The 23,756-nt window shown below is 73.5% G+C and carries 20 protein-coding genes; 8 read left to right on the top strand and 12 right to left on the bottom strand.

From position 1 onward, the window contains the following. Positions 1-5: 5 nt before the first annotated feature. From WN71_RS06980 to WN71_RS06990, 3 genes are all read right to left on the bottom strand, one after another. The gene (locus WN71_RS06980; protein WP_046585156.1) at positions 6-1,526 is read right to left on the bottom strand and encodes a catalase; all 1,521 of its coding nucleotides are present in this window, start codon (positions 1,524-1,526) and stop codon (positions 6-8) included. A 203-nt stretch (positions 1,527-1,729) separates the two neighbouring features. Then, entirely contained in the window at positions 1,730-2,263 is a 534-nt protein-coding gene (locus WN71_RS06985) for a hypothetical protein (protein ID WP_046585155.1), read from the bottom strand. Positions 2,264-2,409: 146 nt separating this feature from the next. After that, positions 2,410-3,495: an Lrp/AsnC family transcriptional regulator gene (locus WN71_RS06990; protein ID WP_052743024.1), complete on the bottom strand. Its 1,086-nt coding sequence runs from the start codon at positions 3,493-3,495 to the stop codon at positions 2,410-2,412. Between the two features lie 119 nt (positions 3,496-3,614). Between WN71_RS06990 and WN71_RS06995 the strand changes: the two genes are divergently transcribed. Together WN71_RS06995 and WN71_RS07000 are read left to right on the top strand one after the other, a co-directional pair. Then, complete coding sequence (locus tag WN71_RS06995; protein WP_079177699.1) at positions 3,615-5,027, top strand: M20 metallopeptidase family protein; 1,413 nt, start codon at positions 3,615-3,617, stop codon at positions 5,025-5,027. Continuing rightward, complete coding sequence (locus tag WN71_RS07000) at positions 5,024-6,451, top strand: MFS transporter (protein ID WP_046585154.1); 1,428 nt, start codon at positions 5,024-5,026, stop codon at positions 6,449-6,451. The genes WN71_RS06995 and WN71_RS07000 overlap by 4 nt, the downstream gene beginning before the upstream one ends. A 289-nt stretch (positions 6,452-6,740) precedes the next feature. On the opposite strand, the gene WN71_RS07005 is transcribed toward WN71_RS07000, so the two are convergent. Then, positions 6,741-7,238, bottom strand: coding sequence for a YbaK/EbsC family protein (locus tag WN71_RS07005; RefSeq protein WP_046585153.1), 498 nt, complete (start codon positions 7,236-7,238; stop codon positions 6,741-6,743). Then, positions 7,208-8,134, bottom strand: coding sequence for a DMT family transporter (locus tag WN71_RS07010; protein ID WP_046585148.1), 927 nt, complete (start codon positions 8,132-8,134; stop codon positions 7,208-7,210). Before WN71_RS07010 ends, WN71_RS07005 begins: the two co-directional genes overlap by 31 nt. 252 nt (positions 8,135-8,386) lie before the next feature. Here WN71_RS07010 and WN71_RS07015 point away from each other — a divergent pair, with 252 nt between their 5' ends. The 3 genes from WN71_RS07015 (at position 8,387) to WN71_RS07025 (ending at position 11,552) form a co-directional block, all read left to right on the top strand. After that, entirely contained in the window at positions 8,387-9,304 is a 918-nt protein-coding gene (locus tag WN71_RS07015; protein ID WP_046585144.1) for a LysR family transcriptional regulator, read from the top strand. 483 nt (positions 9,305-9,787) lie between these two features. Beyond that, positions 9,788-10,927, top strand: a complete 1,140-nt coding sequence (locus tag WN71_RS07020; protein WP_052743023.1) for a hypothetical protein — start codon at positions 9,788-9,790, stop codon at positions 10,925-10,927. A gap of 205 nt (positions 10,928-11,132) precedes the next feature. Further along, entirely contained in the window at positions 11,133-11,552 is a 420-nt protein-coding gene (locus WN71_RS07025; RefSeq protein WP_046585332.1) for a TOBE domain-containing protein, read from the top strand. A gap of 48 nt (positions 11,553-11,600) precedes the next feature. Here the strand turns inward: WN71_RS07025 and WN71_RS07030 are convergent, their stop codons facing one another. The 3 genes from WN71_RS07030 to WN71_RS07040 form a co-directional block, all read right to left on the bottom strand. Then, positions 11,601-12,416 carry a family 1 encapsulin nanocompartment shell protein gene (locus WN71_RS07030; RefSeq protein ID WP_046585141.1) on the bottom strand — a complete coding sequence of 272 codons (816 nt, stop codon included), beginning with the start codon at positions 12,414-12,416 and terminating at the stop codon, positions 11,601-11,603. After that, complete coding sequence (locus WN71_RS07035; RefSeq protein ID WP_046585140.1) at positions 12,397-13,479, bottom strand: Dyp-type peroxidase; 1,083 nt, start codon at positions 13,477-13,479, stop codon at positions 12,397-12,399. The genes WN71_RS07030 and WN71_RS07035 overlap by 20 nt, the downstream gene beginning before the upstream one ends. Positions 13,480-13,600: 121 nt before the next feature. Then, positions 13,601-15,949: an FdhF/YdeP family oxidoreductase gene (locus tag WN71_RS07040; RefSeq protein ID WP_046585139.1), complete on the bottom strand. Its 2,349-nt coding sequence runs from the start codon at positions 15,947-15,949 to the stop codon at positions 13,601-13,603. Positions 15,950-16,158: 209 nt separating this feature from the next. Between WN71_RS07040 and WN71_RS07045 the strand changes: the two genes are divergently transcribed. After that, complete coding sequence (locus tag WN71_RS07045; protein ID WP_046585138.1) at positions 16,159-16,941, top strand: maleylpyruvate isomerase family mycothiol-dependent enzyme; 783 nt, start codon at positions 16,159-16,161, stop codon at positions 16,939-16,941. A 27-nt stretch (positions 16,942-16,968) separates the two neighbouring features. On the opposite strand, the gene WN71_RS07050 is transcribed toward WN71_RS07045, so the two are convergent. The 3 genes from WN71_RS07050 to WN71_RS07060 all read right to left on the bottom strand — a co-directional run bounded on the left by WN71_RS07050 (position 16,969) and on the right by WN71_RS07060 (position 19,796). Beyond that, positions 16,969-17,634, bottom strand: coding sequence for a response regulator transcription factor (locus WN71_RS07050; RefSeq protein WP_046585137.1), 666 nt, complete (start codon positions 17,632-17,634; stop codon positions 16,969-16,971). Further along, positions 17,631-18,872 (bottom strand): sensor histidine kinase, encoded by a 1,242-nt coding sequence (locus tag WN71_RS07055; RefSeq protein ID WP_107469588.1) that lies wholly within the window; start codon positions 18,870-18,872, stop codon positions 17,631-17,633. The genes WN71_RS07050 and WN71_RS07055 overlap by 4 nt, the downstream gene beginning before the upstream one ends. Positions 18,873-19,031: 159 nt before the next feature. After that, positions 19,032-19,796: a TetR/AcrR family transcriptional regulator gene (locus WN71_RS07060; RefSeq protein ID WP_046585135.1), complete on the bottom strand. Its 765-nt coding sequence runs from the start codon at positions 19,794-19,796 to the stop codon at positions 19,032-19,034. Positions 19,797-20,102: 306 nt separating this feature from the next. Here WN71_RS07060 and WN71_RS07065 point away from each other — a divergent pair, with 306 nt between their 5' ends. Further along, a complete protein-coding gene (locus WN71_RS07065) occupies positions 20,103-20,552 on the top strand; it encodes a nitroreductase family deazaflavin-dependent oxidoreductase (protein WP_046585134.1) in 450 nt (149 codons plus the stop codon). A gap of 188 nt (positions 20,553-20,740) precedes the next feature. On the opposite strand, the gene WN71_RS07070 is transcribed toward WN71_RS07065, so the two are convergent. Continuing rightward, a complete protein-coding gene (locus WN71_RS07070; protein ID WP_079177700.1) occupies positions 20,741-22,072 on the bottom strand; it encodes a geranylgeranyl reductase family protein in 1,332 nt (443 codons plus the stop codon). 237 nt (positions 22,073-22,309) lie between these two features. Between WN71_RS07070 and WN71_RS07075 the strand changes: the two genes are divergently transcribed. Continuing rightward, entirely contained in the window at positions 22,310-23,665 is a 1,356-nt protein-coding gene (locus WN71_RS07075) for a dipeptidase (protein WP_046585133.1), read from the top strand. Positions 23,666-23,756 lie beyond the last annotated feature (91 nt).

The raw sequence follows: 23,756 nt of genomic DNA on the forward strand, positions 1-23,756 counted from the left end.
ACGCCCTACGCCTTGTCCTGCAGGGAGCTCCGCGCCGGGTTCCCCTGTTCGGCGGCCTTGGGGTCCTTCTCGGCGGCCTTCGCGCGGACGCCCTCCTCGATGCGGTCGCCGATGCTCTTGTCGATGTTCGACCAGTACGTGAAGGCGCGCTCCAGGACCGTCTCGCTGACGCCGTTGAGGAGATGGCCGACGACGTTGTCGACCAGGCGGTCCCGGGCGGCGTCGTCCAGCACCTCGCGGACCATCGTGCCCGCCTGCCCCCAGTCGTCGTCCTCCGGGTGCGACACGTAGGCCGCCCGCGTGATCTCGCCGTCCGCCTCCCAGCTCGGCGGGGTGCCGTAGCGGGCGGTGTCGGCGGCTGGGCCGCCCTTGGAGTTGGGGGCGTAGACCGGATCGGTGGTCTTCCGGTACGCCATCGCCCCGTCCTTGGAGTAGGTGTGGACGTCGGCCACGGGAGCGTTGACGGGCAGCTGCTGGTAGTTGCCGCCGATCCGGTGACGGTGGGCGTCCGCGTAGGAGAACAGCCGGGCCAGCAGCATCCGGTCCGGGCTCGGGCCGATGCCGGGCACGAAGTTGTTCGGCTGGAAGGCCGCCTGCTCGATCTCGGCGTGGTTGTCGGTCGGGTTGCGGTCGAGGGTCATCCGGCCGACCGGGATGAGCGGATAGTCGCCGTGCGGCCACACCTTGGTGAGGTCGAACGGGTTGAACCGGTAGCCGGCGGCCTCGGCGTACGGCATGACCTGCACGTACAGCGTCCAGCTGGGGAAGTCTCCGTCGCGGATGTGCTCGAAGAGATCCCGCGTGTGGTAGTCCGTGTCGACCGCGGCCATCTGGTCGGCCTCGTGCTGGGTGAAGAACTCGATGCCCTGGTCGGTCTTGAAGTGGTACTTCACCCAGAACCGCTCACCGCTCGCGTTGATCCACATGTAGGTGTGCGACGTGTAGCCGTTCATGTGGCGCCAGGTCCGCGGGACGCCCCGGTCCCCCATCAGCCAGGTGACCTGGTGCGCGGACTCCGGGGAGAGGGTCCAGAAGTCCCACTGCATGTCGTGGTCGCGCAGGTTGTTGTCGGCGCGGCGCTTCTGGGACCGGATGAAGTGCTGGAACTTCATCGGGTCCTTCACGAAGAAGACCGGCGTGTTGTTGCCGACCATGTCGTAGTTGCCTTCGCTCGTGTAGAACTTGAGCGCGAAGCCCCGCGGGTCCCGCCAGGTGTCCGGGCTCCCGCGCTCCCCCGCGACGGTCGAGAACCGTGCGACGAGGTCGGTGCGCGTGCCGGGCTGGAACAGCGCCGCCTTGGTGTACGCGCTGACGTCGTGGGTCACCTCGAAGTGGCCGAAGGCGCCGCTTCCCTTGGCGTGCGGCTGGCGCTCCGGTATCCGCTCCCGGTTGAACTGGGCCATCTGCTCGATGAGGTAGGCGTCCTGGAGCAGGATCGGGCCACCCGGGCCCACGGTCAGCGAATGCTCGTCGCTCTCCACCGGGGCGCCGGAGTCCGTCGTGGTCGCGGGGTGGATCTCCGTCATGAGTCGGCCTTTCGTCGTACGAGCGATGCCGAGCCCGTCACGGGAGGACGGGGACGGACCGGGCACCCTGGCGCGACGGTGTCGCGCGGGTCCGGTCGCACTCGGCTCCGACCATGCGCGTGACCGGATACGGCGGGGTCAAACACCCCCGCCGCGCCCTTCACGCACAGGGGTCAGGGACTCACCCGGCGCAGCGCGGCACGTCACGCGCCGTCGTCGAGGAGTGACGCCAGCTCACCGGCCGACTCCGGGGTCAGCCGGTAGAACCCCTGAAGGCTGACGGCACGCTCCAGTCGGCCGTCCACGACGTACTTCAGGTTGCGGGTACGGCCCCTCTGGTTGCGCCAGGTGAGCCCGGGCAGCAGCTCGCCGGGTATCGGCAGGTCGAACCGCACGGGCGTCGCGTCCACATGTACGGCCGCCGCTCCGCAGCCGCCGGCGCCGAGCATGGACCAGTCGTCGTGCCCGGGGAACGCCGGGTCGCGCCAACTCCCGGGAGCCTCGCCGCAGCACGCGCCCCGCTCCAGGTCGACCACCCGCATCCGGCTCACGACGTACACCACGCCCCGGTTCACGTGCACCGCGTACACCTCGTCGCCGGGCTTGGCGCCGGACCAGGCCGGAAGGGAGCTGTGCGCCCCGCCGAAGGCGACCGGCGGGCGCTGTCCGACCCGGCCCCCGTTGCGCAGGGCCCGGCAGGTGTCGTGGGTCCACAGGACCGTGAAGGCGTCTGACATGCCGTGATCGTAAAGAGGGGCACTGACATTGCGGTCCGTCCGCCGGGCCCTGCCCCGGGGCCGGGCGCCGCCCCGCGTCCGGGCGTGGCGCCGCCCCGGCCCGGGAGGCGTCACCGGGACGGGTTTCGCAGCCGGCCCGGGACGCGCTACCGGGACGGGCTGCGCAGCCGTTCCAGCAGTGCCGCCTCCGCGTCGCCCGCGCCGGTGTCGTCCCAGAGGTCCGACAGCGGCACCGAGCGCAGCAGCCTGCCGTCCGGGTCGAGGACCTGGCCCGCGTGCTTGAGCTGCCACAGGGTCACCGAGCGGTCCTTGACCTCCAGCCCGGGGACGCGTTTGACCAGCGACGCCTCGAAGGGCTGGATGTCGTCGACCGACCGCAGCCAGACGGTCGTCATGAGATTGCACGGGCCCGACAGCGACGCGCACAGCCGGGTCTCGCGCATCGCGGACAGCAGTGCCACCACGCGGGCGCTGTCCGCGGCGGGGACCGTGCCCAGCAGCGTCGCGCTGACCGGCCATCCCGACACCGAGCGGGCGGCCTCGCACCGGTAGGAGATCGCGCGCGCCGCGTCCAGCCGGGCCAGTCTGCGGCGTACGGTCGTCGGGCTGAGTCCCGCGGCGCGCGCGAGCCGTTCCACGCTCTGCCGTACGTCCTGCGCGAGCAGCATCACCAGTTCGCGGTCCCCGGCGCCGAGCGTCACCGCGGCCGGGGCGGCCGCCGGGGCGGGCTCCCGTGCCGCACCGTGCGGTGCGCCCTGGGGCGCGCCGTGCAGCCGGTCCAGGCGCCACCGGCTGCCCTCCGTGTGCAGCGCCGTGGCGATCTGCGTGCGGGTGGCGGCCACGCCGTCCAGACCGCCGAGGCGGAAACCGACGTACCGGGCGAGATGGGCGCGGCTGCTCAGCACCGCCGTCAACAGCAGGTCGCGCGCGCCGGTGGCGTGCTCGATGTTGAACAGCGGGGCGTCGTCGGCGAGCTGCTCGCACACCTCATACAGCCGGCCGCGTACGCAGTCGACCTCGATGAACGCCACCACCCGGTCGCCGATCACGGCCGGGGAGGGGTGGCAGGACAGCCAGGCGAGGCCGTCCCCCGTGAGCCGCGCCCAGCGGCGGGCCGCCGTGGTCGCGTCCACCCCGATCAGCGCGCCGACCGTGCGCCAGTCGGCGCGCGGCGCGTGCTGCAGGGCGGTGATCAGCAGGTAGTCGACCTCGTCGAGCACGGCCTCGGTCATGACACCGCCCCTCTCGTACGGCCGCGGCGACGCGGCGGATTCCTGCATCCATCCCGGCACGGGTGCCTGATACCGGCGCTTCGGCGGGGCCCGGTGGCGCGAAGCGCACTATACCGGCCATGTCCACCACCGATGACGCCCTCACCTCCGCCGACGGCCCCGCCCTCCCGGGCGGTCTCGCTCTCACCGACGATCCCGGTCTCGCCGACGATCCCGGTCTGGCCGACGATCCCGTTCTCACCGACAATCCCGGTCTGGCCGACGATCCCGTTCTCACCGACGGCCCCACCCTCGACGACGCCTTCGCTCTCGCCGACGACCTGGCCGAGCTGCGGCGCGCCCTGCACCGGGAGCCCGAGCTCGGTCTGTTCCTGCCGCGCACCCAGCGCAAGGTCCTCGACGCCCTGGCCGGGCTGCCGCTGGAGATCACCACCGGCGAACGCCTCAGCTCTGTCACCGCGGTGCTGCGCGGCGGCCGCCCCGGGCCCGCCGTGCTGCTGCGCGCCGACATGGACGCGCTGCCGGTCACCGAGGACACCGGGCTGCCGTACGCCTCGACCGTGCCCGGCGTGATGCACGCCTGCGGCCACGACCTGCACACCGCCGGGCTGGTCGGCGCCGCACGGCTGCTCGCCGCACGGCGCGAGGAACTCGCCGGGGACGTCGTCCTGATGTTCCAGCCGGGCGAGGAGGGCGACGGCGGCGCCGGCATCATGATCGAGGAAGGCGTGCTCGACGCGGCCGGACGGCGCGTGGCGGCGGCGTACGGCCTGCATGTCTTCTCCACCCAGCTGCCGCTCGGGGTCGCCGCGACGCGCGCCGGCACCTTCCTCGCCGCGAGCGACGCCTTCGACGCGGTGGTCACCGGTCGCGGCGGCCACGGTTCGATGCCTCATCTGACCCGCGATCCGCTGGTCGCCGCCTGCGAGATGGTCACCGCGCTCCAGACCCGGATCGCCCGCGAGATCGACGTCAACGACCCGGCCGTGATCACCGTCGGCGCGCTGCACGCGGGCGACGCGCGCAATGTCGTCCCGGGCCGCGCCGAGTTCCGTGCCACCGTGCGCACCTACAGCGAGGCGGGCCGGGTCGCGGCCCAGGCGCTCGTGGAGCGCACGCTGAAGGGCATCGCCCTGGCCCACGGGGTCGAGGTCGACGTCGACTACCGCAGGCAGTACCCGCCGACCGTCAACTCCGCGCGGGAGGCCGCCTTCGCGCTGGAGACGGCCCGCGAGCTGTTCGGGCCGCACGCCGCCGTGGAGGCACCGACGCCGGTCTCCGGTTCGGAGGACTTCTCGTTCCTGCTGGAGCGGGTGCCGGGCGCGTTCGTCGGGATCGGCGCCTGCCCGCCCGGCACCGACCCGGCCACCGCCCCCGTCAACCACTCCCCGCAGGCCGTGTTCGACGACGCCGTGCTCCCTGCCCAGGCCGCGCTCCTCGCCCGCCTCGCGACCGGGGCGCTCGCCCGGTACGCGGACGGGCCGGGCGACGGCTCGTCGGTCCGCTCCCCCGCCGCCGGGCGGGCCGCATGACCGGGGCGGCCGTGGAGTCCGGTCGTACGGCGCCGGATCAGGACGCGCCGGCCTCGGTCGGCGCCGCGGTCGGGCTGCTGGTGCTGTTCGAACTGACCAGCGGGTTCCTCCAGACCGGGGTGACGCCGTTGCTCCCCGCGCTCGGCGAGCGGCACGGCGTCGGCGCGTCGGCCCTCAACTGGGTCATCTCCGTGCAGCTGTTGGCGGGCGCAGTGCTGGTCCCGGTGTTCGGGCGGCTCGGGGATCTGCACGGCCACCGGCGGATGCTGCGTCTCGCGCTCACCGCCGTGGCCTGCGGCAGCCTGCTCGTGGCGCTGGCCCCCGACTATCCCGCGCTGCTCGCGGGGCGGGCGCTCCAGGGCGCCCTGGTCGCCCTGCTGCCGCTGGAGATCGCGCTGGTGCGCGACCGGCTTCCGGCGGAGCGGGCGCGCTCGGCGATCGCCCGGCTGGTCGGCGCGCTGGCCCTCGGCTCCCTGCTCGGCGCCGTGGTCATGGGGGCGCTCGCGGACGCGGTCGGCGACATCCGGCTCACGCTGCTGGTGCCCGCCGTCGCCGTCGCGCTGTGCGTGCCCGTCAGCTTCCTCTTCATCCCGGAGAGCGTGCCGAAGGCGGCCGGACGCCCGGACTGGCCGGGCGCGCTGCTCCTCGGACTCGCCCTGGTCGGCCTGTTGTCGGGCGTCGCGCGCCTGGAGGACGGAAGCGGCCTGTCCACCGCCGTACTGCTGCCCGTCGCCGCGGCGGCGGTGCTGGGCGCCGTCTGGGTGTGGCACGAACTGCGCAGCGCCGACCCGCTGGTGGACCTGCGCGCGATGCGGGGCCGCCGGGTCGCGCCGTTCTATCTGACCTCCTTCCTGTTCGGCGTCATGTACTTCGGCAGCCAGACGCCCAACTCGACGTTCCTCGCGGCCGATCCGCGGACGGACGGGTACGGCTTCGCGCTGCCCGCGCTGAAGGTGGCCCTGGTGAGCCTCCCGGCGGCGGTGGCCGCGGTGATCACCTCCTCGGCCACCGCGGTGATCGCCCGGCGGCTCGGCTACCGGCGGACTCTCATGACCGCCTTCGCCCTGATGGCGGCCGGGTTCGCGGCCCTGGCCTGTTTCCATCAGGCGGTGTGGCAGGTCGTGGCGGCGCTGGTGGTGTGCGGCACCGGCATCGGGGTGTCGCTGGGCGCCCTGCCCACGGTGATCGTCGAGGCGACGGACCCGGCGCGCACGGGGGTGGCGTCGGCGCTCTACAACAACGTCAAGACGACCGGCGGGGCCGTCACCGGGGGCGTGGTGGCCGCGCTGCTGGCCGCGTTCACCACCGGCCCCGGCGGTGCACCGGCCGAGCGGGGCTATGTCGTGGTCTGGGCGCTGTGCGCGCTGGCGGGGGCGGCGGCCGTGGGTGCGGTGGCCGTGGCCCGGCGGGGGGAGGAGGGGTGAGGGTGCGGTGACCGTGGCCCGGCGGGGGGAGGAGGGGTGAGGGTGCGGTGACCGTGGCCCGGCGGGGGGAGGACGGGTGAGGGGGCGCCTGCGGAGGCGGCTTCGCGCCATGGCCCTCCGCGGGTCCGTCGTGGTCGCTCGCGCAGTTCCCCGCGCCCCTGGACGTTGCGGCCAGGCGGCCCGCAAGGGGCGCGGGGAACTGCGCAAAGGGCCACCACCGGGCCGGCACCGGCCCGTCGGCGGCGCCTGGCAGCACGGGACGGCCGGGATCGAGGGGGCCGGGGCCGGGTCAGTCCGCGGCCGGGGCGCTGATCTTCTCGATGCGGGGCTCCGCGAGCCGGGCGTAGTCCGCGCCGGAGAGGACGAGTGAGCGGTCCAGGCGGGCGGCGTTGAAGTAGAGCCGCGGCTGCGCGACGACGTCCGGGTCCGCGACCAGCTCCAGTTCGGGGTCGAAGCTGAAGGGCAGCACGGTGCCGGGGACGCTGCGCGCGAGTCGCTCCGCCGTCTCCGCCTCGACGAACCCGACGTAGCGGGCGTCGAACAGCGCGCGGACGGCGCCGAGGTCGACCCGGCGGTCCCCGGGCACGACGGCGAGGACATGACGGGTCACCCGCCGGTCGACCTTGACGCGCAGGATCAGGCACTTGGCGGCCTGGTCGACCGGATGCCCGCGCAGCGCGCAGACCTTGTCGGTGGTGCCCTCCGGTGCGTGGTCGATGAGTTCGTAGGGGGCCGCCGCGCCGTCGAGCAGGTCGATCAGGCGGTCGTAGGTGTCGTGCTCCGACATGGCGTTCCCTCAATTTCCGTGGATTCGGGGGTGACTTCCGCGCCGCGCGCGCGGTGGTGGCGCTCGATGTGCTGGCCACAGTACGTGCCGGTGACCATGAGCGCCGCGCCGAGCAGCGCCACGGCCGTGAGGTGCTCGCCGCCCAGGCAGATGCCCGCCGCGACCGCCCAGACCGGTTCGGTGCCGAGCAGCAGACTGGCCCGGCTCGCCGAGGTCGTCTGCACCGCCCAGGTCTGGGCGAGGAAGGCGAACACGCTGCAGAACAGGGCGAGATAGCCGAGCCGCGCCCAGTCGGCGGCCCCGAGATTCCCCAGGGCCGGCAGGTGCGAGGCGGCGGGCACGGTGAACAGGGCCGTACCCACCACGGTCTGAATGGCCGTCAGCTGCAGTGGCCGTATCGCGCGGCCCGCCGTGAGCCGTCCCACGAGCGCGACATGGCCCGCGCGCACCACCGCGGCGGCGAGCATCAGCAGGTCGCCCGAGCGAGGGGCGGCGAAGCCGTGACCCGACATGAGCAGCACGACGGCGAGCAGGCACACACCCGTCGCGGCGAAGAACCGCCCCGGCAGCCGGCCCCGGCCCGGCCCCCGGTCCACCAGCGGCGTGAGCACGATGGTCAGGCTGATGACGAGGCCCGCGTTGGCCGCGCTGGTGTGGGCGACGCCGTACGTCTCCAGCACCAGCACGGCCGCCTGCGTGACACCGAGCAGGCCGCCCGCGCGCAGCTCGTCCCGGGTGAGGCGCCGGCCGCCGCGGCGCGCCCCGACCAGGGCGAGGCACGCGGCCGCGGAAAGTGCGTAGCGCACCCACAGCACCATCAGGACGGGCAGCGCCTCGGTGGCGGTCTTGGCCACCAGATAACTGGACCCCCAGACGACGGCGACGAGCAGCAGCACCGCGTCGGTGCCGCGCGGGAGCGCCGGGCCGCCACGACGGGGCCGCGCGGGGCCGTCGGGAGGCGGCGCCGGTGTCCGAGCGGGCGGGGACGACGCCGCGCCGACGGGAGGAGGCGGCGCGGCGCCGGCGCGGCGGAGGAGCACGGGAGCAGTGCGTCGGGAAGGGACCACGCCCTCTACGGTGCGCGGCTTCCACTGTGAAGCCAAGAGCAAGATCCTTCATCGACCCTGAAGCATCCCTACACTGTCGCCGTGAACGAACGGCAGCTTCAGATCCTGCGCGAACTCGGCGAGCTGGGCAGCGTCACCGCGACCGCCGAGGCGCTGCTGATGACGCCCTCCGCGGTCTCCCAGCAGCTACGGCTGCTCCAGCGCGCGATCCCGGTGCCGCTCACCGAGCGCGACGGGCGGCGGCTGGTGCTGACCGAGGCGGGGCAGGCGCTGGCGGCCGCCGCCATCGAGGTGGAGACCGCGCTGTCACGGGCGCGCCAGACGATCGACGACTTCGCGGGGCTGCCGGACGCGCGCGTGTCGATGGCCGCCTTCCACAGCGCGGCCGCCGCGTTCTTCCCCTTGTTGCTGACGGCGGGGGGCGCGGGCCGGCCCCGCCTCTCGTTCGCCGACGAGGACGTGGCCCAGGACCGGTTCCCGCGACTGACCAGGGAGTACGACCTCGTCCTCGCGCACCGCCTGGAGCAGGCGCCGCCGTGGCCCACGACGGTGACAGCGGTGACGCTGATGCGCGAGCCGCTGGACGTCGCGCTGCCCGCCGGGCATCCGCTGGCGGCGAAGCGACGGCTGACCCCCCGGGACGTGGCGGGCGAGCCGTGGATCACCGTGCACGACGGCTTCCCCGTGATGGCCGTCATCGACGCACTGTCCGCCGCGGCCAACCGGCGGCTCGAACTCGTGCACCGGATCAACGAGTTCACGGTGGCCGCCGATGTCGTCGCGGCCGGCGGCGGGCTCGCGCTGATGCCCCGCTGGACCACCCGTCCGCATCCCGCGCTGGTGCTGCGCCCGCTCAGCGGGGTGCACGCCCGCCGCCATGTCGACGTGCTCCACCGGCCCGAGCGCGCCGCCCGGCGCGCGGTCCGCACGGTCCTCTCCGAGCTGCGGCGGGCGGCCCTGGCGATCCAGGGGCGCGGGCCGGCCGTCGAGGGCGGGTGACGAGCGGGGCCTGCCGACCGGGTCCTGCCGGCTCGGACCACGGACGCCGTATGTCGGCTGACGGCTGACGACTGACGACTGTGGCAGCGGCACCGGCACCGGCAGACGGCTGTGGCACGGGCTGCGGCAGACGGTGCGGCACGGGCCGCGGCAGACGGTGCGGCACGGGCCGCGGCAGACGGTGCGGCACGGGCTGCGGCTGACGGCAACGAGCCCTGGCAGCGGGCTTCGACCGACGGCAGCGGGCCGCGCCGGACGGCTGCGTGTCATCGCGCGTACCGCAGCGTGCTGGCGGACGGCCACTTTTGGTGTGTACCTTACACACGCGTATCCGGCGATCACCGCCGAAGTCTCAACTCCCTTGCACCGCAGTCGCGTTGACCGTGCACCACCCCCCACCCACGGGCCGTCGGCCGCCGATGCCTCTTCCCCCGCTCCGCCAGGCGTCGCGTCGGCACGGCCCCCTGCCGACCCGGAGGAACAGTGGCGACCACACCCCGCCGCGAGCCGCTCACCCGCCGCAGATCCCGCATCCCCCACGGCCGCCGCGGACGCCTCGGCGCCGCCGGGGTCGCCGCCGCCCTCGCCCTCTGCCTGGGCACGGGCATCGTCCGCCCCGCCGTGGCCGAGGCCGCCTCGACGGACCGCGCGACCCTCGCCGCCTGGTGGGCCCCGGTCAACTTCCAGGACGTGGACACCACCGGCGAGACCGCGCTCGGCGGCAAGTCCGACTACATCACGTCGTACGACTACGACGGAGACCTCAACGGCCGCAACAACTGGGAGAACACCAGCCAGTTCCCGCTCGCCGCGCACGTGTACTACTCGGTGGTGCAGACCCCGTCCTTCACCTACCTGCTCTACACGTACTTCCACCCGCGCGACTGGTCGGACGGCGTGCTGGACAACTACCAGGAGGACCTGAGCGAGCACGAGAACGACTCCGAGGGCGCCCTCGTCGTCGTCGCCAACGACGGTTCCACGTACGGCAAGCTGGAGGCCGCGATCACCGTCGCGCACAGCAACTTCTACTCCTGGGTGCCGGACGGCAGCGACTTCACCTCCGGACAGGAGAGCGTCGACGGCACCCTGCCGCTCAAGAGCGACCCCCACGGGGACGGTCACGGACGCCCGTTCATCACGCAGCAGCCCAACACCCATGCCGCCTGGGCCGAGGGCTATCTCTCGCGCGAGCGGTCGGAGTACGCGAGCGGCGACGGCGTCGTCTACTACCCCGGCTCCACCGCCGAGGTGCCCGACAGCGCCAACGACCGTGACGTCCAGTACACGTTGACCGACATCTTCGCCTCGAACGGCATGTGGGCGAACCGCGGCCTGACCTCGTTGTTCGCGACCACGAACAACTTCGCCGGGGACGACAGCGGCAACCCCTACGGCGCCAAGTGCGGTGCGGGCGGGGTGCTGGGCCCGGCGAACGGCACCTGCGACACCGACGCCGCCAACCCGCCGTGGGCCTGGGACGACGGCGACGACCTGCCCGGCCGCGGCTACCTCGCGACCGACCCCGCCGAACTGGTCTGGGACTACTTCGACTGGTCCGGCAAGCCCTCCTCCCCCGACGTCGCCTACACCTGGGACCAGTACAACGGCATCACGTCCTGACGCTCCCCCGACGCCTGCGGCCGGCGAGTCACGCACCGCTCGCCGGCCGCAGGTGCGAGGGGTGCGCACCCCGGCGCGTGGCGGATGCGACGGGGTGCGCCACAGGGGGCGGCGGACCGGGTACGTTGGGGACCCACAGGCCGTACAAAACCGGCATTTCGTTATGGCCGACGGCACCCCGTACCCGTTCTGTGAGGCATCCGCCATGAGCCTGAGCATCCGCAACCAGCTCCCCGGCACCGTCACCGCCGTCGCCCGTGGCGAGGTGATGGCCACCGTGAAGGTGCGGATCGGCGGCGGGCAGGAGCTCACCGCCGCGATCACCCTCGACGCGGTCAAGGAGCTCGGCCTCGCCGAGGGCTCCGCCGTGCGGGCGATGGTGAAGTCCACCGAGGTGGCCCTCGCCACCGGCCGGGTGAGCGGGCTGTCCATCCGCAACCAGGTGCCCGGCACGGTCACCGACGTCGCCGTGGGCGGCGCCATGGCCACGGTCAAGGTCGCGGTCGACGGCGGCGAACTCACCTCGGCGATCACGAAGGACGCCGTCGACGACCTCGGGCTCGCGGCCGGTGCGCCGGTGGTCGCGCTGATCAAGTCGACCGAGGTGTCCCTCGCGACCGGGTGAACCGACCCAGGACCGTCACACCGCCATCCGGACCCCGGATCCGGTCGCTCAGACCCCGGACGCCGCCGCCGGGGCGAGAGCCACCACCGCCTCGCTGGTGTGGACGAGGAACGTCAGGGTCTCCTCGAAGTACAGGGTGACGCTGTTCGCGTCGTGCGCCAGGTAGCCGATCGACACGTCCTGGCCCAGCCGGAGTTCGAAGTCGCCGCCGCGCGCCGAGAGCAGGAACGCCCCGTCGATGGCCGGCGCCCACACGATGTCCCCGTCGAGCAGGCGTGCGATGTGCTTGATGATCGGATAGCCGTGGTCCGAGGTCTCGTTCACGGCCGTGTACGCCTGCGCGCTGAGCGCCAGCGTGTACGCGCCCCCGACTCCGGCCAGCCGCAGGGCGCCGACCGCCCGGCTGACGGCGTCCGGATAGTCCCGCGGGTCGGCGGGCAGGGGCACCGGCGCGTTCGACGAGCCCTCCCGCAGACCTGCGATGCCGGCGGCGGCGTACCCCTCGAAGACCGCGCGGTCCTCGACGAACGCCAGCCTGCGGGCGGCGTCCTTCACCGGCTGCCAGTCGGCGTCCTTCGCCCCGCGGGCGACGTCGTCGACCTGCCTCCGGTCGACGGTGAAGGGCACGCGCAGCTCCACCAGCGGCTGGAAGTGCCGGGTGTGGGCGAGCACGCCCTCGGCCGGCGCGTCCACCGCGTCGAGATGCCCGGTGCCGACCCCCGCCAGCTCGCCGCCGCCCGGATCGGGGACGTCGACGATCCGGCGGGCGGCCACATGGCGCTTGAACGTGCGCCGGGCCTCCTCCTCCAGGTCGTCCCACGCGGCGGCGGAGATGGGCGCCAGTTCACGGTGCAGGTTGTTCATCGGGTGTGCTCTCCTTCATGCTGCCGATCCCCAGGGACGGTCCGGCGGACGCCGGCGCGCCCTCGGGGGCCGGGCCGACGGAGCGGAAGGCCGGGGCCGACTCCCGCCGCACGTCCGGCACTTCGGGCGGGTCCTCCAGGAAGTCCGCGGTGGGCACGTGGAACAGACAGCCCGTCAGCGGGGTGGAGAAGTCCAGGATGCGGTCGTGCGCCGCGTCCGGTGTGCCCAGGAACATGCGCTCCAGCATCGTCTCCGTCACCTCCGGGGTGCGGGCGTAGCCGATGAAGTAGGTGCCGAACTCGCCCCGCCCGACGGCCCCGAAGGGCATGTTGTCGCGCAGGATGTCGTGTTCGGTGCCGTCGGGGTCGGTGACGGTGTTGAGGGCGACGTGCGAGTCGGCCGGTTTGACACTGTCGTCGAGCTCGATGTCCGACAGCTTCGTCCGGCCCACGATCCGCTCCTGCTCCTCCACCGGGAGCGCGTTCCACGCGTCGAGGTCGTGCACGTACTTCTGCACGACGACGTAGCTGCCGCCGGCGAAGTCCGGGTCCTCGTCGCCGACGAGGACCGCCGCGCCGGCCGCCGGGCCGACCGGGTTCTCGGTGCCGTCGACGAAGCCGAGCAGGTCGCGCCGGTCGAAGTACTGGAAGCCGTGCACCTCGTCGCGCACGGTGACCGCGCCGTCGAGCCGGGTCATGAGCTCCGCGGCGAGCGCGAAGCACAGGTCGAGGCGGGCGGCCCGGATGTGGAACAGCAGGTCGCCTGGGGTCGAGACGGCGCGGTGCACGGGCCCGTTCAGCTCCCGGAAGGGGTGCAGCTGCGCGGGCCTCGGCCCGGCGAACAGCCGGTCCCACGCCTCGGAGCCGATGCCGGTGACGCAGCTGAGCCGGCCGTCCGGTCCGGCGCGGAACCCCACCGCCCGCTGGAGCGCACCGACTTCGGTCAGCAGGTCGCGCACGGCCGGTTCGCCGCCGGGGTCGATCGTGGCCACGAGGAAGATCGACGCATTCGTGAGGGGCGAGAGAACCGGCTGCGGATTCGGTGCCGGGGCGTCTTCGGCCATGGGCCCTGCCTTCCTGTCGTCGGACCCTGGCGCGGGTCGGTGGCGCTCGCTCTGTGGGGCCGCGGATCGGTCGCCCCGGTTTCCGGGCGCGGGGCGGGCGCCCCGGTGTCCGCGGCGCGGGTCAGCCGCCCTCGCTCGGCGTCACCCGTACCGTGATGTTCTTCATCAGGGGCTGATCGCTCTGGGTGCTGTAGTCGGTCGCGGCGACCAGTACGTTCAGCTCCGGCATGTAGCCGGCCGCGCACCCCCGCGGCATGTCGTACTCGACGGCCCGGTACCGCTCCACCCGGCGCCGGCTGCCGTCGCGGGCGGTGGCGGTGATGTCGACGAGGTCGCCCGGCTCGATGTGCCGGGCCCGCATGTCGTCGGCGTTCATGAGGATCAGGGTGCGCAGGTTCTCGATGCCGCGGTAGCGGTCGTTGTCGGAGTAGATGGTGGTGTTCCACTGGTCGTGGCTGCGCATGGTCTGGAGGACCAGGGTGTCGTCCCGCGGCGGCGCCTTCGGCAGCGGCGCGGCGGAGAACTCCGCGCGCCCGGACGCCGTACGGAAGACGAGTTCGCGTGCGGGCTGCCGGATGCGGAAGCCCAGCGGCAGCCGGACCCGGCGGTTGAAGTCCTCGAATCCGTCGAGCACTTGGGCCATGGTGTCGCGGATGCGGTCGTAGTCCTCGATGTACGACTCCCACGGCGTCGTGCTGTCCGGCAGGGTGGCGCGGGCCATACCGGCGATGATGGCCGGCTCGGACAGCAGGTGCGGCGAGGCCGGCTTCTTCATGCCGACCGACAGGTGCACCATGCTCATCGAGTCCTCCACGGAGGTGGCCTGGACGCCTCGCCGCTGGTGGTCCTTCTCGGTGCGCCCGAGGCACGGCAGGATCAACGCCTTTCCCCCGTGCACCAGATGGCTGCGGTTGAGCTTGGTGCTCACCTGCACGGTCAGCGCGCAGCGGCGCAGGCCCTCGGCGGTGAACTCGGTGTCGGGCGCGGCGAGGACGAAGTTGCCGCCCATGCCGACGAACACCTTCACCCGCCCGTCGTGCATGGCCTGGAGGGTGGCGACGGTGTCCATGCCGTGCTCGCGCGGCGGATCGATGCCGCAGACCGCGCCGAGCCGGTCGAGGAACTCCTGCTCGGGTCGGTGGTCGATGCCGCAGGTGCGGTTGCCCTGTACGTTGCTGTGCCCGCGCACGGGCGAGGGACCGGCCCCCTCACGGCCCAGATTGCCGCGCAGCAGAAGGACGTTGACGATCTCGCGGACGGTGTCGACGCCGTGCTCGTGCTGGGTGACGCCGAGGCACCAGCTCATCAGGGTGCGGTCCGCACGGGAGTAGATCCCGGCCGCCTCCAGCATGTCGGCGCGGGTCAGCCCGGACTGCTCCTCCAACTCCTCCCAGGAGGTCTGCTCGCACACGGCCCGGTAGGCGTCGAAGCCGTACGTGTAGCGGTCGATGAACTCGCGGTCCAGGGCCTTGGGATCGTGCCGGCTCTCCTCCAGGACCGCCTTCGCGATGCCCCGCAGCAGCGCCATGTCGCCGCCGACGCGCACCTGGAGGTTGAGGGTGCTGGTGCGGGTCGACTTGAACAGCGCCATGTCGGTGATCTCGTGCGGCACGATCGTCCTGGTCGCGGCCGCCTCCACCAGCGGGTTGACGTGCACGATCTGGGCGCCGCGCCGGTAGGCGTCGGCGAGCGCGGTCAGCATCCGCGGCGCGTTCGAGGCCGCGTTGACGCCCAGGATGAACAGGGCGTCGGCGGTCTCCCAGTCCTTGAGGTCGGCGGTGCCCTTCCCGGTGCCGAGGGCGGCCTGAAGGGCACGGCCGGACGCCTCGTGGCACATGTTGGAGCAGTCGGGCAGGTTGTTGGTGCCGAACTCGCGGGCCATCAACTGGTACAGGAACGTGGCCTCGTTGCCCAGCCGGCCCGAGGTGTAGAACGCGGCCTCGTGCGGACTGTCCAGCGCGCGCAGCTCCCGCCCGACCAGGTCGAACGCCTCCTGCCAACTGATCGGCAGATAGCGGTCGGTGTCCGGGTCGTAGACGAGGGGTTCGGTCAGCCGGCCCTGGTCCTCCAGGGCGAAGTCCGACCAGGTGGACAGTTCGGCGACGGTGTGCTCGGCGAAGAAGTCCGCGCCCACCCGCTTCGGCGTCATCTCCCAGGTGACGTGTTTGATGCCGTTCTCGCAGATGTCGAGCTTGAGGCCCTTGGTGTCGTCCGGCCAGGCGCAGCCCGGGCAGTCGAAGCCGCCGTTCTCGTGGTTCATCCGGAAGATCGCCCGCGGCCCGTCGAGCAGGGCGCGTTCCTTCACGAGGACGTGCGTGACGCTCTTGGCGGCGCCCCAGCCCGCCGCGGGGTGGTGGTACGGGTGCCACGAGGGCGCCTTGTCGTCTGCGGGGCCGTCTCCCCCGGTCACGGTACGGCCGACCGTGTCCTCGTCCCGGCCCGACGTCTTGTGCACATCGGAAGCGGACATGCTTCGCACCTCGTAGGTCGCTTGCACGGCAGGGGGCGGGATCGACCGGCTCCGGTCAGCCTCGGACCGACCGGCGCCCGCCCAGGGCAGGGACCATCAGCCCCTACCGTGACATTCTGCGCCCCGGTGGCACGTACGTCGCGGCGAACGGGCTCCTCGGGGCCGGGCGTGCCGCCCGGGCGCCGTGTCCCGTACGGCACACTCGCCCCATGGAGACTGCGGAGCTGACGCGCGTGCTGGACCGGGAGGGCGCGCTGCTGGCGGCGGCCGCCGAGCGGGCGGGAACCGACGCCCCGGTGCCGACCTGCCCCGACTGGCGGGTACGCGACCTGCTGCGGCACACCGGCATGGTGCACCGGTGGGCGGCGGCCCACGTCGCCGAGGGACACACGTCCCCGCGGCCCGACGGCGGGCTGCCCGACCTCGACGGCGCGGAGCTGCTGGCCTGGTTCCGGGACGGGCACCGGTCCCTGGTCGACACGCTGCGCTCCGCCGCGCCCGACGTCGCCTGCTGGTCCTTCCTGCCCGCGCCCTCCCCGCTCGCGTTCTGGGCCCGGCGGCAGGCGCACGAGACGACCGTGCACCGGGTCGACGCCGAATCCGCCCGCGGTGGCGCGCCGACGGAGATCACCGACGCTTTCGCGGTGGACGGCATCGACGAGCTGCTGCGCGGCTTCCACGCCCGTTCCCGCAGCCGGGTCCGGGCCGACCGCCCCAGGCTGCTGCGCGTCCGGGCGACCGGCGCGGGCGCCGACGGCGGCGACGCCGTATGGGCGGTACGGCTGTCGTCCGAGCCGCCGGCCGCCGAACGCGAGGACACGGCCGACGGCCCGCTCGGCGACAGCTCGCTCGGCGACGGCGACTGCGAAGTGGCCGGTACGGCGGCCGAGTTGTACCTCGCGCTGTGGAACCGGCGGCCGTTCCCGGCGGTGACGGGGGACCCCGCTGCGGCACGGCTGTGGCGGGAGCGGTCCGGGATCAACTGGAGCTGAACGGTCCGCCCGGTGCGGCCGGGCCGCTCAGCCCAGCCAGCCCGGCCGTACGAGTCCCGACTCGTAGGCGAGCACGACCAGTTGGGCGCGGTCGCGGGCGCCCAGCTTGACCATGGTGCGGCTGACATGGGTCTTCGCGGTGAGCGGGCTGACGACCAGGCGGCGGGCGATCTCCTCGTTGGACAGGCCGATCCCGACCAGCGCCATCACCTCCCGCTCCCGCTCGGTGAGCCGGAACAGCGCGTCCGCCACCGCGGGCTCCTTGGAACGGGCCGCGAACTCGGCGATCAGCCGCCGCGTCACGCCGGGCGACAACAGCGCGTCGCCCTCGACCACCGCCCGCACGGCGCGCAGGAGTTCGGCCGGTTCGGTGTCCTTCACCAGGAAGCCGGACGCGCCGGAACGGATCGCCTCGAAGACGTACTCGTCGAGTTCGAAGGTGGTGAGCATGACCACCTTGACCTCGCCGTACTCCTCGTCCTCGGTGATCCTGCGGGTCGCGGCGAGCCCGTCCACGAGCGGCATCCGGATGTCCATCAGGACGACGTCCGGGCGCAGTTCACGCACCGCGCGCACCGCCTCCTCCCCGTCGGCGGCCTCCCCGGCCACCTCGATGTCGGGCTGGGCGTCGAGCAGCGCGCGGAACCCGGCCCGGACCAGCGACTGGTCGTCGGCGAGCAGTACCCGGATCACCGGTCCTCCTTGACCCTCAACGGCAGTACGGCCAGCACCCGCCAGCCGCCGTCCGCACGCGGACCCGCCTCGATCGTGCCACCGAGCGCGGCGGCCCGCTCCCGCATCCCGGCCAGGCCGTTGCCGCTGCCGCCCGCGTCGGCTCCGGCGGCGGCCGCGGGACCGTCGTCGTCGACCCGCAGGGACAGCGCCGAGCCGCTGTCGTCGCGGCCCACGCGCACCCGCGCGACCCGCGAACCCGAGTGCCGTACGACATTGGTGAGCGCCTCCTGCACGATACGGAAGGCCGCCAGGTCGGTGCCGGGGGCCAGCCGGGGCGGCTCACCCTCCACGGTGACCGTCAGACCGGCGCTCACCGCCTGCTCCACCAGTTCGGGGAGCCGGTCCAGGCCGGGCGCGGGCGTGCGGGGAGCGGCGCCGGGGGCGCGCAGGGTGTCGAGCACCTGCCGGACCTCGCCGAGGGCCTCCTTGCTCGCCGCCTTGATGGTCGTCAGGGCGGTCCGCGCCTGCTCCGGGTCGGAGTCGAGGAGGGCGAGCCCGACGCCGGCCTGGACGTTGATCACCGAGATGCTGTGGGCGAGCACGTCGTGCAGTTCGCGGGCGATCCGCAGCCGCTCCTCGTCGGCGCGGCGCTGCGTCCTGCGGGCCCGCTCGGCGCGCTCCCGCGCCCACTGCTCGCGGCGGACCCGGGCGACCTCCGCGAACGTCACGATCACCATGATCCAGGTGGTGACGACGATCTCCTGGTCGACCGAGCCGGGCCCGTCCCCGGCGGGCGGCAGCCACCGGTACAGCCATGCCGACACCAGCACCTGCGCCGCCCACAGCATCGCCACCGCGGTCCAGGCGGCCCGCCGGTGCCCGGCGACCACGGCGCTGAAGCAGGCCACCGCCACCGCCAGGAAGACCGGGCCGTAGGGGTATCCGGCGCCCAGGTAGACCGCGGTCGCGCCGGCGGTGCCGAACACGACGGCCACCGGGTGCCGGTGGCGCCACAGCAGCAGGCCCGACGCCACGATCAGCAGGACCCGCCCGAACGCGTCGAGCGGGGCCCGGTCGCCGTGCTGGAAGTGGGCCGAGAAGCCCGACCCGGCGAGCACGAAGAGGGTGAGCAGCACCGTGGAGCGCCACGGCCACCGCGAGCCGCGGGTCCCCTCGTCCGGCTCGCGATGCCACGGAGGGCCGTACCGCCGCCGCCACGGCGGCCCTCCACCGCCGGTCACCCGCTGCTCGTCCATGCCCGCCACGCTAGACGCCCGGCCCGCGCGACGACGTCCGCCGGGCGGGGTGATCACCTGTACTCCCCGGGAAGTACGCCGCCGGCCGGCGAGCGGTCGGCCGGGGCGGGGCGGCGCCTGGAGAGACCGCGGGCCGGTCGGCGGGTGGGGCCGGTTTCCTCAGTCGGGCGGGCGGGGGGTCGGGTCCTGCGGCGGCGCGTACACGAGGCCGACCCCGTGGGCGAGTTGGCCCGCCGCGTGACGGAAGAAGGGGCCGCGGTCCTCGACCACGCGATGGAACTGGCCGAACAGCTCGAAGCCGACCAGCCCGTACAGCTGCGCCCACGCCGCGACCAGCGCGACCGCGGTCTCGGGCGGCAGATCCGGCGTGAGGTCGGCGGCCATCCGCTCGGCCTCGGGGCGCAGCGCGGCGGGCAGCGGGGGCCTCGCCAGGCCGTGGTCGCGCAGGGCGTCCCGCACGATGCCGATCAGGACGAGCCCCACCCGGGCGGCGGGCGGGATCGTCTCCTCGGGTGCGGTGTAGCCGGGCACCGGCGAGCCGTAGATCAGGGCGTACTCGTGCGGATGCCCGAGCGCCCAGGCCCGTACCGCCTCGCACACGGCGATCCACCGCTCGGCGGGCGCGGCCCCGTCGGCGCGCGCGAGGGCGGCCTCGGCGGACTCGCCGAGCGAGTCGTAGGCGTCGATGATGAGGGCGGTCAGCAGGTCGTCGCGGCTGGGGAAGTAGCGGTAGAGCGCGGAGGAGACCATGCCGAGTTCGCGGGCCACGGCGCGCAGCGAGAGCTTGACGGCGCCCTCCGCGGCGAGTTGTCTGCGCGCCTCGTCCTTGATGGCGGCGGTGACTTCCACCCGGGCTCGCGCACGGGCGCCGAGGGAGGCGTTGCCGGAGCCGGCGGAGCTGGTGCTTCCTTGCGAGGTGCTCATGTCTGCGAGTGTTCCACGAAACCGGAGCAGTGCACACGGATCAGATCAGTGCTCTTATATGAGAGCGGTGCTTTCTGGACGGGGCGGGGGCGAGGGGCAGGGGGCGGGGCCGAACCGGGAGCACCCCCTCGCCCGCACGCCACACGGCGCCATCGGCACCCCCGCCAAAAAAAAGAGAGCACTGCTCTTGCTTTGGATCACCGATCTCCCGCACACTCTCCTTGAGCGAGAGCACTGCTCACAAAAGAGAGCGGCAATCTCGCCACAGAGCACCGCTCACCTTTTCGCTTCCAGGAGGAAGTAGCCATGTCCACCCACGTGCAGAAGCCCGGCTGGTTCACCGTCAACGTCGCCAACCGGATCGTGGCCTGGTTCACCCGCCGTGGTCTCAGCCTGCGCGGCTCCCGGGTGCTCGCGGTCCGCGGCCGCAAGAGCGGTGAATGGCGCACCACCCCCGTCAACCCGCTGACCCTGGACGGTCAGCGCTATCTCGTCGCCCCGCGCGGGCATGTGCAGTGGACGCACAACATGCGCGCGGCCGGCGGGGGCGAGCTGCGGCTCGGCAAGGGCGTCGAGGCGTTCTCGGCGACCGAGGTCGCCGACGCCGAGAAGGCGCCGATCCTGCGCGCCTACCTCAAGCACTGGAAGGCCGAGGTCGGCGTCTTCTTCAACGGCGTCGGCCCCGACTCCTCGGACGAGGAGCTGCTCCGCATCGCCCCCGACCACCCGGTCTTCCGGATCACGGCCGCGCACTGACGGCCACCGAACCGGGCGACCCCCGGCCGATCAGCTCTCGACTGATCGGCCGGGGGTCGCCCGGCTGTCGTCGGCTGCGCTGCCGAGGGCCCTCGGCCGGGGACTGCCCCGGCTCAGGGCCGCCCGGCCGGGGACTGCCCGGCTCAGGGACGCCCGTCTGAGGACGCCCGGGCCGGAACGACCGGCCGCTACGAGCTGACCGCGTCCTGCGATCCCCCCTGCGTCCCGTCCTGGGGACCCTCCTGCGCGGTCCCGGGCTCCTCGCCGGGACTGGCCTCCGCCGTCTCGGTCTCCGGCGCGGCCGCGACGGCCGGCCGGCGGTCCAGGGCGACCAGGGCGCGGTGCGCCATCGGGTGGGTGCGGACCAGCTCGCCCAGGGTCGTCGCACCCCGGGTGATGTCCTTGAACGCCTTCCATGCGGGCCGGAACCCGGTCAGCACCGCGTGGAAGATGCCGGGCCGGCGCTCGAACGCCGCGAGCATCCGCTTGCCGATGCTCATCTCGACGCCGAGCCCGGCCTTGATGGCGAACGCGTAGTTCAGCGCCTGGCGCCGGGTGTCCACCGCGTCGTGCGCCTCCGCGATGCGGACCGCCCACTCGCCCGCGAGCCGTCCCGAGCGCAGCGCGAACGAGATGCCCTCCCGGGTCCACGGCTCCAGCAGGCCGGCCGCGTCACCGCACACCAGCACCCGGCCGCGGGACAGCGGCGAGTCGTCGGCCCGGCAGCGGGTCAAGTGACCCGAGGAGATGGCCGGTTCGAAGCCGGCGAGGCCGAGCCGGGCGATGAAGTCCTCGAGGTAGCGCTTGGTCGCCGCGCCTTCGCCACGCGCCGAGATGACGCCGACGGTGAGGGTGTCGCCCTTGGGGAAGACCCAGCCGTAGCTGCCGGGCATCGGGCCCCAGTCGATGAGGACCCGGCCCTTCCAGTCCTCCGCGACGGTCTCCGGCACCGGGATCTCGGCCTCCAGGCCGAGGTCGACCTGGTCCAGCTTCACGCCGACATGGGCTCCTATGCGGCTGGCGCTGCCGTCGGCGCCGACCACGGCCCGCGCGAGGATCGTCTCGCCGCCCTGGAGCACGACGGCGACCGAACGGCGGTCCGGCACCGCCGAGCCGTGCTGCTCGACGCGCTGCACGGTGACGCCCGTGCGCAGTTCGGCGCCCGCCTTCTGCGCGTGCTCGACCAGCTGCTGGTCGAACTCGGGCCGGTTGATCAGCCCGAAGAGCATCTGCCGGGACCGGCGCGTCCGGGTGAAGCGGCCGTTGTTGGAGAAGGTCACCGCGTGCACCCGGTCCTGCAGCGGCAGCTCGAAGCCGGGTGGCAGGGCGTCGCGGGAGGGGCCGATGATGCCGCCGCCGCACGTTTTGTACCGGGGCAGTTCGGCCTTCTCCAGCAACAGCACGCGCCGTCCCGCGACCGCCGCCGCATACGCGGCCGAAGCCCCTGCCGGGCCCGCGCCCACCACGACGACGTCCCACACCTGCCGCACGTCGTCCGCCGAAGAGTTCTCGCTGCTCACGATGGTCCGCTGCTCCCGATCACAGTGCCTGCCGCTGCTGTCTCCCGCATCCTACGGCGGCCCTCGATCAACCCGCTGTGGGAGGATCGGGGACCGTATGCGCCGCGCACGCCGGGGTGGGCGTACGCTCGCACGATCACAGGAACACGGAAGTGCGCGAGCGCTCCGCACTGCCAGGTCATGCGGGGCGTTCGCCGTACTCATCTGTACAACGTCGCACCCACAAGGAGCGTGCCCATGTCGTCGAATCCGGTCGCGGAGACCGTCGCCTCGCTGATGCCCCGGGCCAAGGCGGAGCTCGCCGAGCTGGTGGCCTTCCGGTCGGTGGCGGACTTCGACCAGTTCCCGCGGAGCGAGAGCGAGGGCGCCGCGAACTGGGTCGCCGACGCGCTGCGCACCGAGGGCTTCGAGGACGTGGCCGTGCTCGACACCCCCGACGGCACGCAGTCGGTCTACGGCTACCTGCCCGGCCCGGAGGGCGCGCGGACGGTTCTGCTGTACGCGCACTACGACGTGCAGCCGCCGCTGGACGAGGCCGGCTGGACCACTCCCCCGTTCGAGCTGACCGAGCGCGACGGCCGCTGGTACGGCCGTGGCTCCGCGGACTGCAAGGGCGGTGTGATCATGCACCTGCTGGCGCTGCGCGCGCTGAAGGCGAACGGCGGTGTGCCGGTCAATGTCAAGGTGATCGCCGAGGGTTCCGAGGAGCAGGGCACGGGCGGCCTGGAGCGGTACGCCGAGGCGCACCCCGAGCTGCTGACGGCGGACGCGATCGTGATCGGCGATTCGGGCAACTTCCGGGTGGGCCTGCCGACGGTGACCACCACGCTGCGGGGCATGACCCTGGTGCGGGTGCAGATCGACACCCTCCAGGGCAACCTGCACTCCGGGCAGTTCGGCGGGGCCGCGCCCGACGCGCTGGCGGCGCTGGTGCGGGTCCTCGACTCGCTGCGGGCCGAGGACGGTTCGACCACGGTCGACGGTCTCGACGGCGGTGCGGCGTGGGAGGGCCTGCAGTACGACGACGCGCAGTTCCGGCGGGACGCGAAGGTGCTCGACGGCGTGGAGCTGATCGGTTCCGGTACGGTCGCCGACCGGATCTGGGCCCGTCCGGCGGTCACGGTGCTCGGCATCGACTGCCCGCCGGTGGTGGGCGCGACCCCGTCGGTGCAGGCGGGCGCGCGGGCGCTGGTGAGCCTCAGGGTGCCGCCGGGCATCGACGCGGCGGAGGCCGGCAAGCTGCTCCAGGCGCATCTGGAGGCGCACACGCCGTGGGGCGCCCGGGTGAGCACCGAGCTGATCGGGCAGGGGCAGGCGTTCCAGGCCGACACCACCAGCCCGGCGTACCAGGCGATGGCCGACGCGATGGCGGTGGCCTACCCGGGTGAGGAGATGCAGTACGCCGGTCAGGGCGGGTCGATCCCGCTGTGCAACACCCTCGGCACGCTCTACCCGGAGGCGGAGATCCTGCTGATCGGCCTGAGCGAGCCGGAGGCGCAGATCCACGCGCTGAACGAGAGCGTGTCTCCTGAGGAGTTGGAGCGGCTGTCGGTGGCGGAGGCGCTGTTCCTGCGCAACTACGCGGCGGGCTGAGCCGGTTGGTCCACGACACCGGGCGGTCGGGTGGGTTCCCGGCCGCCCGGTGTCGCGTCCGGGGCGGCGAGGCCGCGCCGACCGCCCCGCA

Origin of the sequence: Streptomyces mangrovisoli, from assembly GCF_000974985.2 — a bacterium.
Classification (GTDB): domain Bacteria; phylum Actinomycetota; class Actinomycetes; order Streptomycetales; family Streptomycetaceae; genus Streptomyces; species Streptomyces mangrovisoli.

Coding starts and splice junctions, on each gene's coding strand:
- WN71_RS07030 (WP_046585141.1), bottom strand. CDS start 12,416: ATGAACAACCTGCACCGTGAACTGGCGCCCATCTCCGCCGCCGCGTGG.
- WN71_RS07000 (WP_046585154.1), top strand. CDS start 5,024: ATGACCGGGGCGGCCGTGGAGTCCGGTCGTACGGCGCCGGATCAGGAC.
- WN71_RS07045 (WP_046585138.1), top strand. CDS start 16,159: ATGGAGACTGCGGAGCTGACGCGCGTGCTGGACCGGGAGGGCGCGCTG.
- WN71_RS07060 (WP_046585135.1), bottom strand. CDS start 19,796: ATGAGCACCTCGCAAGGAAGCACCAGCTCCGCCGGCTCCGGCAACGCC.
- WN71_RS06995 (WP_079177699.1), top strand. CDS start 3,615: ATGTCCACCACCGATGACGCCCTCACCTCCGCCGACGGCCCCGCCCTC.
- WN71_RS07040 (WP_046585139.1), bottom strand. CDS start 15,949: ATGTCCGCTTCCGATGTGCACAAGACGTCGGGCCGGGACGAGGACACG.
- WN71_RS07035 (WP_046585140.1), bottom strand. CDS start 13,479: ATGGCCGAAGACGCCCCGGCACCGAATCCGCAGCCGGTTCTCTCGCCC.
- WN71_RS06985 (WP_046585155.1), bottom strand. CDS start 2,263: ATGTCAGACGCCTTCACGGTCCTGTGGACCCACGACACCTGCCGGGCC.
- WN71_RS06990 (WP_052743024.1), bottom strand. CDS start 3,495: ATGACCGAGGCCGTGCTCGACGAGGTCGACTACCTGCTGATCACCGCC.
- WN71_RS06980 (WP_046585156.1), bottom strand. CDS start 1,526: ATGACGGAGATCCACCCCGCGACCACGACGGACTCCGGCGCCCCGGTG.
- WN71_RS07055 (WP_107469588.1), bottom strand. CDS start 18,872: ATGGACGAGCAGCGGGTGACCGGCGGTGGAGGGCCGCCGTGGCGGCGG.
- WN71_RS07065 (WP_046585134.1), top strand. CDS start 20,103: ATGTCCACCCACGTGCAGAAGCCCGGCTGGTTCACCGTCAACGTCGCC.
- WN71_RS07025 (WP_046585332.1), top strand. CDS start 11,133: ATGAGCCTGAGCATCCGCAACCAGCTCCCCGGCACCGTCACCGCCGTC.
- WN71_RS07005 (WP_046585153.1), bottom strand. CDS start 7,238: ATGTCGGAGCACGACACCTACGACCGCCTGATCGACCTGCTCGACGGC.
- WN71_RS07075 (WP_046585133.1), top strand. CDS start 22,310: ATGTCGTCGAATCCGGTCGCGGAGACCGTCGCCTCGCTGATGCCCCGG.